General features: G+C 68.6%; 9 protein-coding genes. 4 read left to right on the plus strand and 5 right to left on the minus strand.

The window, feature by feature from the left end:
- Window positions 1-3: 3 nt before the first annotated feature.
- Complete coding sequence (locus AB0L33_RS05500) at window positions 4-822, minus strand: IS5 family transposase (protein WP_365677871.1); 819 nt, start codon at window positions 820-822, stop codon at window positions 4-6.
- 175 nt (window positions 823-997) lie between these two features.
- Window positions 998-1,945 carry a LysR family transcriptional regulator gene (locus tag AB0L33_RS05505; RefSeq protein WP_365677873.1) on the minus strand — a complete coding sequence of 316 codons (948 nt, stop codon included), beginning with the start codon at window positions 1,943-1,945 and terminating at the stop codon, window positions 998-1,000.
- A gap of 99 nt (window positions 1,946-2,044) precedes the next feature.
- Here AB0L33_RS05505 and AB0L33_RS05510 point away from each other — a divergent pair, with 99 nt between their 5' ends.
- The 4 genes from AB0L33_RS05510 (at window position 2,045) to AB0L33_RS05525 (ending at window position 5,606) form a co-directional block, all read left to right on the plus strand.
- Window positions 2,045-2,857 (plus strand): alpha/beta fold hydrolase, encoded by an 813-nt coding sequence (locus tag AB0L33_RS05510; RefSeq protein WP_365677875.1) that lies wholly within the window; start codon window positions 2,045-2,047, stop codon window positions 2,855-2,857.
- Window positions 2,858-3,459: 602 nt separating this feature from the next.
- Window positions 3,460-3,888, plus strand: coding sequence for a GNAT family N-acetyltransferase (locus tag AB0L33_RS05515; RefSeq protein ID WP_365677928.1), 429 nt, complete (start codon window positions 3,460-3,462; stop codon window positions 3,886-3,888).
- Between the two features lie 195 nt (window positions 3,889-4,083).
- On the plus strand, window positions 4,084-4,347 hold the full coding sequence (locus tag AB0L33_RS05520; protein ID WP_365677877.1) for a hypothetical protein: 264 nt from the start codon (window positions 4,084-4,086) through the stop codon (window positions 4,345-4,347).
- A complete protein-coding gene (locus tag AB0L33_RS05525; RefSeq protein ID WP_365677879.1) occupies window positions 4,287-5,606 on the plus strand; it encodes an alpha/beta hydrolase in 1,320 nt (439 codons plus the stop codon). Before AB0L33_RS05520 ends, AB0L33_RS05525 begins: the two co-directional genes overlap by 61 nt.
- Before the next feature lie 998 nt (window positions 5,607-6,604).
- On the opposite strand, the gene AB0L33_RS05530 is transcribed toward AB0L33_RS05525, so the two are convergent.
- From AB0L33_RS05530 to AB0L33_RS05540, 3 genes are all read right to left on the minus strand, one after another.
- A complete protein-coding gene (locus AB0L33_RS05530; RefSeq protein ID WP_365677881.1) occupies window positions 6,605-7,219 on the minus strand; it encodes a methyltransferase domain-containing protein in 615 nt (204 codons plus the stop codon).
- A gap of 155 nt (window positions 7,220-7,374) precedes the next feature.
- Window positions 7,375-7,656, minus strand: coding sequence for a winged helix-turn-helix domain-containing protein (locus tag AB0L33_RS05535; protein WP_365677883.1), 282 nt, complete (start codon window positions 7,654-7,656; stop codon window positions 7,375-7,377).
- Window positions 7,657-8,630: 974 nt separating this feature from the next.
- Window positions 8,631-11,195: a Helicase associated domain protein gene (locus tag AB0L33_RS05540; RefSeq protein ID WP_365677930.1), complete on the minus strand. Its 2,565-nt coding sequence runs from the start codon at window positions 11,193-11,195 to the stop codon at window positions 8,631-8,633.
- Between the last annotated feature and the right edge of the window lie 1,570 nt (window positions 11,196-12,765).

A 12,765-nucleotide genomic window follows, 5' to 3' on the forward strand; every position in this document is an offset into this window, starting at 1 on the left:
GTCCTACGTGGTGAGGCGGATGAGTCGCTTGTAGCAGCCGAGGGCGGCGGCGAGACCGAGGAAGGCCAGGTAGTGGCGCGATATTCGTTCGTAGCGTGGGCTGAGTCGACGGTAGCCGGTCATCCAGGACATGGTGCGCTCGATGACCCGCCTTCGCCGGCCCAATCGTTCGCTGGACTCGACGCCTTTGCGTGCGATTCGCACCCCAATGCGCTTCCCTCGTAGCCATCTGCGCAGTTCAGGTATGTCGTATGACTTGTCTGCGTGGAGGCGCTGGGGCTTGAAGTGGCGGCCTCGGTAGGAGTCGTGTCTCGTTTGGTGACCGGCCACCATCGGCTTCAGTGTCTGGCTGTCGTGGACGTTCGCTGCGGAGATCCCGACGACGAGGGGCAGACCGTTCGCGTTCGACAGGATGTGCATCTCGGAACCCGGCTTGCCCCGGTCAACGGGGCTCGGACCTGTGTGTTCGCCCCCTTTTTTTGCCCTTACGTGGGCGGAGTCGAGGACGCCGCGGGAGACATCGACGAGGCCGGCGTCATCGAGACGATGCACGATCGCCTCGTGTAGGCGGCCCCAGACCCCGGCTCGAGTCCAGATCATGAAACGGCGATGCGCGGTCGACTTCGACACCCCGAAGCATGGTGGCAGCATCCGCCAGGCACACCCGCTGACCAGGACGTAGATGATGGCCGCGAAGAGCGTCTCATCGGGCGTGTCCTGCGTCCCCCCGCCCTGCGGCCGCACCTTCGACGGCGGGATCAGCGGCTCAGCGATCTCCCACAACCCGTCCGGAACAATCCAACTCCACGTACCCCACCCCATGCCTCCTTCAACGAGCCGCCACCCACGTAGGACACCGATAGCCCGGAAGGCGATCAGAGCCGTCGACGTCTCAGTCCGGGAGGGCGTCGGCCCGACTATCCGGACATCATCCGCCGCCAAGACGATGAGCTGGACTCTCCAGGTCACCCTGCCTCTCGCCCCTTGGTCGCCCATGTCACGTGTCGTGCAAGGGTGCTTTCCTCGCGCTGGGTACGCGGCCCAGCGTCGGGTTCAGGAGTGGTGCCCGGCGGGCCAGGAAGTCCCACAGTTGGTCGGCGACCGGTCCGTGCGGCTGGTCGCGCCGGCGGGCGGCCGAGAGTTCCTCGACCACTCCGGGGAAGTGCTGGCCCGCGATGGAGAGCAGGCTTCCGTCGCTCAGCTCGGTCTCGATCAGAAACCTCGGCACGTGCCCCCATGCCATGCCGCGCACGATCAGCTCCTTCTTCATGACGTGGTCCGGGACCGAGGTCCGGGGTGCGCCCTCGACCAGGAAGTGGCCTGGTTCGGACGGGTGGTGCGCCGAGTCCCGCACCACGCACTGGGTGAGGGCCTGCATCCGCTGCGGCGTGATGTCGGTGTCCAGGGGGAAGGGCAGGAAGCCGGACGCCACGACGGGCACCAGCGCGACGCGGCCGAGGTCAATCCACTCCATGCGCACGTCGCTCTTGGGGACGCGATGCACGATCAGGTCGGCCTCGCCCTCCCGTAGCCGCTCCCAGGGACCGGTCACCGTCTCGAACTGCAGATGCAGCCGTGTCTGCGGGCGCTGCGCGAAGAAGCCGCTGAGCATCTCCAGCACCGGCGGCAACGGACACAGGTCTCCGAGCACCACGCGCAGCTCCGCCTCTTCACCCATCGCCAACTGAGCGGCGTAAGTGTGGAGTTCGTCGGCCTCGTGCAGCAGGACGCGCACCTTTCGGTGGAAGGCGCGCCCGGACTCGGTGAGCTGGACCCGATAGCCCGAGCGGTCCAGGAGGGTCAGTCCCAGCTGGCGTTCCAGCTTGGCGACCGCCGCGAACACGGAAGGGTGCGAACGGTGCAGCAGGTCGGCGGCTGCCTGGAAGCCGCCGCCGCGCACGACGGCGTCGAAGCACTGCAACTCGTGGAGCGTGAAGTTCGACATCGTCCGGGAAACCTACAATGCCTGTCTGATCTTTGTCATGGATGTCTGCAGTCGGCGTTCCTAGGCTGAGCGCAAAGCCGCTGGACGACTGGAGCTGACATGACCTCTCGAACCCCTTCCACCGTCACCACCGGGGACGGTGTCCGCATCGCGTACCGCTTCGACGGCGACGCGGGAAAGCCCGTGCTGCTGCTCTCGAACTCCATCGGAACCGACCTCCACATGTGGGACGGCCAAGTACCGGCCCTGACCGAGCACTTCCGACTGCTGCGCTACGACGCGCGAGGCCACGGCGCCTCCGACGTCCCTGCCGGTCCCTACTCCCTCGACCGGCTGGGGCGCGATGTGGTGGAGCTGCTGGACGCTCTGGGTCTGCTGCGGGTGCACGTGCTCGGCCTGTCCCTGGGCGGAATCGTCGCGCAGTGGCTGGGGATCCACGTCCCGGAGCGTGTCGACCGGCTGGTGCTCTCCAACACCGCCGCGCACCTCGGCCCGGCGAGTCAGTGGGATCGGCCGATCGCCGAACTCCTCGAGGCCCCCGACATGCGGGCCACCGCGGACATGTTCCTGGGCAACTGGTTCCCGGACCGCATGCTGAAGGGCGATGACGAGGTTGTCGAGGGCTTCCGCCGCACCCTGCTCGCCACGCGGCGCGAGGGCGTCGCCGGCAGCTGGGCTGCGGTCCGGGACTCAGACCTGCGCCGCACGGCCGCACTCATCTCCCGCCCCACACTGGTCATCGCGGGCGAGCACGACACCGTCACGTCGGCCGACCACGGCAAGGAACTCGCCGCGATCATCCCTGGCGTGCGGTTCACCGTCCTGCCCACTGTGCACATGGCGAACGTCGAGAGGCAGGCGGAGTTTCTGGACACCGTGGTGCCCTTCCTCACCGAGCGGCCTGACGTGTGACGAGAGGGGGCGCTGTCGTGCGGGATGCGGGCGCCGCGGTGGACCCGGGTCCCGTACCGACTCGTACCGAGCCTTCGGCACGGCGCGTGCCGGCGGGGGTCTGCCCCATGGGCCCTTCAACGAGCCACCGCCACGTAGGACATCGTCTAAACATCAGTCACTACAAGGCGACCGTCTCGACCGGCAAGGGAACGTGTGTCACGCACCGGGCCAGTCAGGGCGGCAGGTACAACCTGCACGAGTACAGCAACATAGGCCTCACCTTCGAGGGCCAGGGCGGCCAGGGCTCCTACGCTGTCAACTTCGTCAACGACCACTGAGTCTCTCCGCCTGCCGGCAGTACGCGCTGCCGGCAGACGGCTTGATCTCACAGCTCCTTGCCGACGTACCGGGCAGCTGACGGGGGCGCCCTCGACGACAGCAGCAGGCAGCAGACTGTGACCTGATCTACGGTGATCACGTACCAGGCGAGCCGGGTGCAGGAGGTTGTCGCTAGTTCGGTATGAGTCGTCCTGGTCCGGCGCCGACAGCTACGACAACGCGATGGCCAAGGGCCTCAACGGCTCCTTCAAAGCCAAGTGGCGACCATCGACACCGTCGCAGTGCACCCGGACCACCGGCGTTGTGGGCTGGGACAGCACCTGCTGGAACGCACCCTGGAATGGGCCCGCTCGGCGGGGGCGACCACGGTGGACGCCTGGACACGGGACGACACCGACACCCTGGCCTGGTACCACGCCCTGGGCTTCGGGGAGAGCGACCACTACCTGCACGTCACGCCAACCACTACACCGACCCGGCCGAGCCCATCCGGGCCATCGCGGAACGACGTCCCGGGATCCATCCCATTGTGGTCTTCGGCCACGCTCCTTCGCGGACGAACTGGGGCTGAGGAGCGAGTTCGCCCGGGTCAACGTCGACCGGCGCCTTGCCCGACCAGTCTGACCGGGCGCGGCCCCGCGATCCCGCCGGGACGCGGCTACTCGGGGACTGCTGCGGCCTGGGCGGTGGCGGCTCTTCGCGTTGGGTGATGTGCCAGCTCGATCTGGCACATCCCCGTCCGACGCCGGTGCCAGATCCGCCAGCCGCGCCCCGACCTCGCCGCCCGCCTGGCCGAGAGCCGACGAGGCATGGTGCCGGGTGTGAGTCTCTCTAGGGGGCAACCCCATGTGGCTTCGGGGGTTTCCCGGAGTGCGCTGAGGTGTCCGCCGCCCTAGCGTGCGGGTATGTCAAAACCTCGACACTTCGCGGCCTTCGTGGTGTGCGCGGCGGTGCTCACCGCCACCACGAACAGCGCCACCGCCGCTGACCCGAAACCGTTCGCCCGCTTCCACGGCCAGCACGTCGACTGGCACGCCTGCGCCCTCGACGCCGACGACGAGACGGGCCAGGCGCTGGATGCTGCCGCGCCGACTGTGCCGACATCACCGTGCCGCTTGACTACGCCGACCCCGACGGTCGCACCATCACCGTCGCCGTATCCCGTCTGAAGGCCACCGATACCGCCCACCGCGTCGGTCCGTTGCTGCTCAACGACGGGGGACCGGCCGGCCCCAGCCTCCAGATGCCACTGACCAAGTCGGAGGTGATGGGAGAGGTCGCAGACCGCTACGACCTGATCGGTATGGACCCGCGCTTCGTCGGCCGGAGTACCCCGCTGGACTGTGGCTGGGACCTCGGCTCCGCACCCCTGCGCTCTGCGGGCGCCGACCTGGCGGCGTACCGGAAGGAAGTCGCCGTCGCGCGCGAGCTGGCCGGGCGGTGCGAGAGCGCCCACGGTGACGTGCTGCCGTATGTCACCACCCGCAACACGGCCCGCGACATGGACGTCATCCGCGCCGCTCTCGGCGAGGACGCCCTCTCCTACCTCGGCTATTCCTACGGCAGTTACCTCGGTGAGGTGTACACACAGCTCTTCCCCGGCCGTACCGACCGTATGGTGCTCGACGGCGTCCATTCCCCGGATCGCTACAGCCAAACGCTGCTGCACGGCGCCGAGGCGGCCAACGAGGCGGCCCTGCGCGCATGGGCGTCTTGGGCCGCCACACGGCACGACACCTACGGGCTGGGCGCTACGCGCGGCAAGGTCCTGGCGACGGTGCAGCACATCCTGGACGCTGCTGCTCGGGAGCCGCTGCAGATTGGGGACGCCTATCTGCTGGACGAGCACGTGCTCCCCTTCTTCTTCATCGGGGGCCTCGGTAGTGACCTCGACAACCAGCGCGCCGATCTCGCCGCGACCGTACGTCTCCTGGCGCGCGCTGCAGACCGGGAGCCGGTCGAGCCGTCCGAAGAGCTCACCGGGCGCCTGGAGTTCCTGCTGACCGGGGCGGGTTCGGCCTCCGCCAGCCAGATGACCGCGATCGTCTGCGGCGATGTGGCAGAGCGGCGCGGCGTCGGCAGCTACTGGCACGCGGTCGAGGCGTCGCGTGAGCGGTTCCCCCTCGCCGGACCGCTGGCCAACCACATCACCCCTTGCGAGTTCTGGGACCAGCCTGCCGAGGCGCCGACCGTGCTCGACAACGACGTCCCGGCCTTGCTCGTCGCTGCCACCGGCGACCCCCGCACCGTCTACGCCGGCGCCGAGGCCATGCGCGAGCAGTGGCCGAGCTCCCGGCTGCTCACCGTGGAGGGGGCTCGTCAGCACGGCATGTACGGCGAGTACGGCAACTCCTGCGTCGACGAGCGCGTCAATGCCTACCTGCGCACGGGACGGCTCCCCACCCACGACCTGGCCTGCGAGGCGTAGCCCCAGCAGCGGTACTCGGCGACGCAGGCGGTGCCAAGACGACGGGGCGCCGCGGTGCAGGTACCGAGACCGGCCTTCCGTACCGATCCGACGGTGGCCGCCTTGCGGTGCCCGGACGACGTCCTGGAGCAATTCTTCTTCGACCACGGCGACAGCGCCGCCTTCATCGACGACTACAACACCATCGACCTGCACACCATCACCTGGCAGCCGGCGCCCCTCCCCGCCGCCCACTTCACCGGCATCCCACTGGAGCCGCCGACGAGGGATGCATCTAGAACTACGCCAAGAACCCGGTCTACTGGGTCACCGCCCCCGCAGGCCGCCCTTCACTGGGAGAAGACGGGACGTGGCTGCGCTCGCTGCTCCTGATCGAGCGGAGTCTCCTGGATCCGGACCCCGCCGAACTACCGGTCCTGGAGAGCCGGCGGAGATCCGCCGGGTCCGGGGCCACTGTCAGCGGCCCCGGACCCGCGGGGGATTGATCTGAAGAATGTCCGGGCTCTGCGCGAGCCGTTCCATGAGTGGCTCGTGCAGGCTGCCGAAGAGCGGTTCGAGGCACATGGTCAGGCTTTCAGCGCTGCCTGGGGGAGGGGCCATTGAGATCATGTGGTCCAGGAACGGGCCCATGAGTCGATCAGATCCCGCATCGCCGCCAGCCCGTGTGTATCCGGCATGAACAGCCCACTGCGGGATCCCCGCGACGGCACTGGGACACGGACCGCGACAGCTATCTGGAGCCTTCGCCGCGGGGCCTCCGGTAGGGGAGGGCGACAACATGGCCGGGCCGCCGCGACCGGTACCGACGGACCCGCAGTCTCCGCGGCCCCCGCCGGGGGATCCGGGGCGCCCCGGATCCCCCGGCGGGCACCGTGCGGGTCACCGGGTCCGGCCACCGCGTGCGGAACGTCGCGGCCGCCCGTGCGGGCGGCAACAGTTCGGCGCGCAGGGCGTCGCCCCGCCGCTGTACGTACGGGCCCGGACGGCAACCCGGCTGTTCAGGGGTGTTCGGGGAGCCGGGCCGCGGTGACGGCCACCCGGCGGTCGCCGAAAACGGCCACCTGGGCCGTGACATCGGTGAAGCCGTGGCCGACGGCCCAGTCGACGGCGTCCTCGGGGCCGGCCGGGAGCGGCACGTCCGCAGCGAGCAGGGCGGCGAAGCGGCTGGAGGGACGGAAGTGCCCGGCCAGCGGCAGGGAGTACGCGACCTGGCCGCCGGGACGCAGGACGCGCCGCCAGTCGGCGAGGGCCCGGCAGCCCAGGAAGTGCAGCGAGGACGCGCAGAACACCGCGTCGAGCGAACCGTCGGGCACAGGCAGCGGCACAGCGTCCGCCACCCGCCAGTCGACGACCCCTCCAACCGCCCGGCCGCGCCCCGCCTCGATCATGCGCGGCGAGATATCGACCGCGAGCACGGGCGGAGCGCTGTCCGGCCGGGCACGGGCCAGACGCAGGGCGACCGCCCCGGCTCCACAGGCCACATCGGCGACGGCATCGTAAGCACCCGGCCGGGCACGGGCGAGAAGAGCGTCCGCGATCCTCTCGTGGTGATCGTGGTCATAGCTGTCGGCCAGATCGTCGAACAGTCCGGCAAGGGTCGCGGCACGGGTCACCCGGCGATCCTATGCCGGCCCCACCGGGAACTTCCGGGGCGGCAGTGGGTCTGCCGGGCCACTGCCCACACACGGCAACCAGGACACCGCCAGCCGGGCGGCCCAGGCCGAGAACGCCTGGCACGCGGCGGCCGCCCGGATGCCGGCGCCGCGCATCAGCCACCTAACGCTCGGTGGGGGTATGACCAGCCGTGCCGTTTCAGCGGCCGCCACACCGTTGCCACCGACAGGCTCACTCGCAGACACCGGCGGATCACCACCTGGACCCGGACCAGGGTCCAGCGCTCGTCGTCGAAGCCGCGTGCTGCCGGGCCTCTGCCGAGCTCCTCCTCCAGCACAGCGAACTGGGCATCGGTGATGGTCGGTGAGTTCGCCGGACCCACCGAGCGCAGGCCCTCCATGCCGCCCTCGCGCCACGCACGGCGCCAGCGTTCCACCGACCGCACGCTCACTCGCAGGTCCTACGCGATCACCGACGTCTTCTCACCCGCCGCGAAGCGTTGCCCAGTCTGAAGGCGGATCCCTTCACGAAACGCCCGACGCTCAGCGGTCGGGCCCCCACCCTCTGGATACCTCACCTCACTGGCATATCGCAGGGATCATGAAACCGTCACACCCGACGACAACACGAAAACCTCAGTAGGTATCCAACTCCCCTGAATGCAGGTAAGCCTGGCCTACCTTGCTGGCGAATCCGCTTCCAGCCCGATTCACTTGAATGCAGACGCCCCACCTGTTGGCCTGCACCTCCCTCTCACCCACCGGACGCCCATCGAGCTGTCCGAGATGGGAGGGCCTTTCCTCCGCACCCCACCGTCCTGCCCCCGTACGCCCTCAACCAGGAGACCCCATGGACAACATCGCTTTCGCCTCAGCCCTCATCATTGGGCTCGGACTGCTTTGCGTCACCACCGTCTGCATCGGCGCCATCTGCAGAGCCCACCGGACAGACGTCGTTGCTGTCGTACGGGCCCTCCCGGAACTTACGCTCGCCCTGATACGCCGACGTCGCCCGTGACGCCCCCGAGGAGATCCCCTCCGCTAAGCCCGAGTTCCCGGTCTTGGCACCCGCCTTGCCCACTCGATGGTCCGGGTCCCGGAAGGCCTGCTGAAGGATGTCGGCCGACGGTTCGTCATCAACGCCGACACGCTGCGCGGGGATCGCCGGCAAGACGGTCTCGTGCCGCAGCGCGAACGTCGTCCGGGGCGGCGGCCGGTCCCGTCCCGGGGCCGGTCCGGACTGGTCCGCGCTCAGATCCCCGACGAGCGGGTGAGATCCGGGGCCCACGGCTCGGTGAAGCGGACCTGATCGGCAACCCAGCCCAGCTGCCTGACCGCTGCCACGGGCGCAGCCCTTCGAGCAGATAGCCGGCCGCGAGACTGGCGGCAGCAGCGACGGCAACGCTCACCGTCACGTCCATCGCATGCCGATGGTGGAGAGCAGCGCGACACGCTCGGGGGACAGTGTCGAGGCCCTGCTGCGTTGGTTGTTGATCCATGCTCCGAGCCGAAGCTCCCGCTCCACCCGATCGTCGCCGACGGTCCTTTCGATCCACTTTCTGGGGACGTGGAGGTGTCCTTCGCGTTCGTAGTACTGCTTGGCGGCTTGGTAGTTGATCGCCCATTTCTGGGCCTGGCTGGTCCGCGGTTTCGGCCTTTCGTCGTCGGAGGCTGGGGTGATTCCGAGGATGTGTTCGCACATCCATTGCTGGACGCTGCTCAGTTTGTCGAATCCCAGCCGCTGCGCCCGTACCCACCGCCCCAGATCCTCGCCCTGGTCCATCACGCCACCGGGCTCCATGGGCAGCGGGTGCCCGGCCTCCAAGTGGCGCCGGACGAGGTGAAAGCAGCGCTGCCATTCCACCGACCAGGCCGGGCACCACGACGGATCGATCTCCTCCAGCTGCTCACGCCGCGTCTCCGTCAGCGCCCCGGCCGACGACTTCACTGTCAGCCCTTCGGCACGTTGCCGTTCATTCTCTGCCGCCCTGCGGGCTGCGGCTCGTGCGTTCTTCAGCCAGATCCCGACCCGGTAGCCCTGGAACACGGCATCGGTGGGGGCCAGGAGGTGGCCGGCTTGGGCCGCCCATCCGCGCGCCGCGGCGAGGCCCTCGTCCCACGCAATGTCGTAGTGCGACCAGACCATGCCCAGCTTCTCCAGCTGGGCGACACGGTCCTCGTCCATGGCGCCGCGGGCGTAGAAGCGCCGGGCGTCGGCCGTCCACTGCCCGAGGGGGAATCCGGCGAGCGAGGCGGGCCACGCTCCAGGTTCGTCGCCCTGGCCCTCCTGCACCTCCTCGACTTCTTGGACCTCGTCGTCCTCGTGGCTGTCGGGCGTGGGAACGCGGTAGGTGAACGGAACCTTCAGATCACCGTGGAGCCGGTGGTAGATGCCGGCGGCCTCGACACCGCGCCGCCAGTGCTCATTCTCCGGGTTGAGGACACGCAGGTTGATGAACGCGGCCAGCTGCGCCGGATCACGCGGCACGGAGAACTTCAGTAGCTCCCGCGCAGGCACCGACGGACCCTCCACCTCGCCTTCCCCGGCCTCGCCCATCTCGCCTTTCTGGCCCTGCACGGGTTTGTAGGCGCTGGGGGCCTGCTGCTCTGCGAGCCGCTCCACGATCCGGGCGTCGTGCGCCCTGAGCGCCTCCAGGAGCTTCGCGAGCCCGCCATACGCCCGGCTGGTGAGCATGTTGTCGACTGTCTCACCCGGCCCGAGGAGCACCGGCACCACGAGCGAGGCGATCTTGCCTTCGCCGGGCTGCATCCGCAGTGCCCTGCCGACCGCCTGGACGAGGTCGGGCATGGAGCCGCGTACGTCCGCGAAGTACACGGAGTCGCAGTCGCGGGTATCGACCCCTTCGCCCAGGACCTTCACTGACCCCAGGAACCCCTTCTCTACGACGGCCCCATCGGTAGCGATCCCGGCCGCGAACTCGTCGAGCACCCGGCGCCGGTGCAGCGGCTTGTGTTCCCCGCACAGCCAGTCCGCCCAGATCGTGCGCGGGTACAGCTCCGGATCCGTGTCGTGCAGCTTCTTGGCGACGTCGGGGAGGCCAGCCGCGAACGCCTCAGCCTCCTTCACCATGTGGTGGAAGGTCAGCGTGCGGCGGAAACCTTCCTCCGAGGATGCCTTGAGCAGGGCGGTCTGGAGGGCGGCCAGTCGGGCCCCGCGGATCTCGTCCGACCGGCCCTCCACGCCCAGGAGCTGCGCGGCCTGGAGCTGGGTGTCGGCGATGTCGACGCATACGACCTGATACGGGGCGCAGATGCCCCTGTCCACCGCCTCGGAGAGGGTCAGGGTGTACGCCCTGCTGCCGAACGGCCCATCCGGGTCATCGTCCATGCTCGCGACCAACTCCGCAGGCGCCCCCTGGCCGGCGTCCTCGTTCAGCTGCCACAGACGGGGCGTGGCGGTCATGTACAGCCGTCGCAGGGCGGGGATGCGGGTGTTGTCGTGGACAACGGCCCACGGTTTCCCGATCCGACCCGAAGTCCGGTGCGCTTCGTCCACGACGATCAGGTCCCACCCTGGTAGGCCCGCGGTGTGCGCTCGCTCCAGCGTGCCCAGCCCGAGCGAGGCGTACGTGGCGAACACGGTGACCTTGTCGAACGGCCGCACCCACTCCACCAGCTCATCCACGTCCGTGGTGTTCGGGAAGCCGGCATCCTCGCCCCGCAGAGACGAGATCCCGATCATCGGGCCTGTCCGGCCAGCCTCCCGCCACGCGGCCTCGGTCTGCGTCAGCAGATCCAGCGAAGGGACCAGCACGAGGACGCGGCCGGCACGGAGCTTGTCCGCACTGCGGGCCGCGACCCGGGTCTTCCCGGACCCGGTCGCCATGATCACCTGCGTCCGCAGCCCCCTTTCGGGCACGAGCGACCGGGCAGGCAATTCGAGAGCACGAACAACCGCCTCGACAGCCTCCTGCTGCGCCGCCTCACGCGGGTCAATTCGGCCTGTGCGCGACATCTCGCTTGCCTTCCCTGATGACGTGGTCCCCGTGGTCGCTCCAAGCGGCGGAAAATAGTCCGCCTGTACCGCGAGGAGGCATGAGACCTGAGGATGAACCGACACGTGCGCTGCTGTCCGCTTTGCTAGAGCCCCCGATGATTCGTTGCAACGGATCGAGTATCTCCCGGAGCGACTCATCGATGGGGTGTTCTGAGTCCATAGCTTATCTTGGCTTACAAAATGAAGCACACGGCCACACTGGAGGTCAGTCCGCATCTGTACACGCGGCCCCGCCCTTCCCGCTCAGCCAACTCGCATGATGGCTGAGTATGAGGGGGCGCTCGGGGCGGTAGGGGGGACGTGGCCTTTGTTGAGGGAGGCGGCTGCGAGACAGAGCTCTGATTCATACAGCCCACCGGAGTGGACCAGGCCAGGCCGGCGATGGGCTCAGCGGGCCTGCGGGCCGATGCTAAGCATCAGCGCGGGGTTACTTGCATGGAGGGTCAGTGACGGTGCCGGAACTGGTCAGGCCCTGGTGGCTGGGGCGGATGTCCTTGTATGGGTGTGCCTCCTGATAGCCAATCGATCCGCAGCGCCATCGGCAATCCGCACGCGACCGGGGCCATCCTTCGCGTTGAGCCGGGAAGTGGCAGCCCGTTATGGCATGGGAAGCAGTGTTCGTCTCCCGCACTCCTGCCTCGGAAGGGGGTGCGCTCTCTGCCTGCGCCTGTTTGGATTCCGGTTGGAAGGTTGGGGTTGCCGGGGGTGGCGTGTGCTGGGCTTTTTGCTGGATCTTGTGGCCGGTGGTGCGCTGAGCTGGGGTGATGAGAGGCGTAGAGCTAGGAAGAAGGCTCGGGGTTTCGCAGAGGGGGCGGAGGTGGGTTTCGTTGCCTGCGTGTTGGGTGACCGTTCGTACTGCCGGGACGGGGTGTTGGTTCATCTCTGGGCTGCGGGGTCGACGCTTCATGTCACTCCTACGGAGTTCAGGGAGCTTCATCGCAGTCCGCTTTCTGCAGCGCAGTGGGAGCTGGTTCGAGTCCGGTCGAAGAATCGTACGGATTCAAGGTTGGTTCAGTACGGCTGGCAGGTGGCAGAGTGCCGCGACGGTGATGCTGTTGTGCTGGTCGGGTGCTCACCGGATTCGATGCGGTACCTGACAGCTGTTCTGAACGCTGAGGGCAGGGGCTAGAGAATGATGGCGCAGGGAAGGGGAAGACCCGACCCGGGGATACACGGACAGGTGTGATCACGACCCGTCACATACACCATGGGAGCCACCCCCGCCCCCATAGCCGGCCAGGCCCGCGGCAGCGGGCCTTTTTTGGACCTGGAGGCGAAGCCGGAAGGGCCGGGGGTGGAGCGAAGCGGAACCCCTGATGGGCAGCCACGAAGTGGCAGCCCATCAGGGCATCGCGAAGCGAGGCCCGCTCACTGCGTTCACGGAGCGAAGCGGAGAGAACGCCCGCGCATCGCGCGGACCGGGGAGCGAAGCGAGCCGGCCCCACAGCCCCTGAAGCGAAGCGGAAGGGGCGCGCCAAGCGAAGCGCGGCGCTTCACTTGCTCATCGCGCAGCGATGAGGGACCCGCT

Origin of the sequence: Streptomyces sp. NPDC052299 (assembly GCF_040679335.1) — a bacterium.
Taxonomy (GTDB): Bacteria; Actinomycetota; Actinomycetes; order Streptomycetales; family Streptomycetaceae; genus Streptomyces.

Coding starts and splice junctions, on each gene's coding strand:
- AB0L33_RS05510 (WP_365677875.1), top strand. CDS start 2,045: ATGACCTCTCGAACCCCTTCCACCGTCACCACCGGGGACGGTGTCCGC.
- AB0L33_RS05540 (WP_365677930.1), bottom strand. CDS start 11,195: ATGTCGCGCACAGGCCGAATTGACCCGCGTGAGGCGGCGCAGCAGGAG.
- AB0L33_RS05500 (WP_365677871.1), bottom strand. CDS start 822: ATGGGGTGGGGTACGTGGAGTTGGATTGTTCCGGACGGGTTGTGGGAG.
- AB0L33_RS05520 (WP_365677877.1), top strand. CDS start 4,084: ATGTCAAAACCTCGACACTTCGCGGCCTTCGTGGTGTGCGCGGCGGTG.
- AB0L33_RS05505 (WP_365677873.1), bottom strand. CDS start 1,945: ATGTCGAACTTCACGCTCCACGAGTTGCAGTGCTTCGACGCCGTCGTG.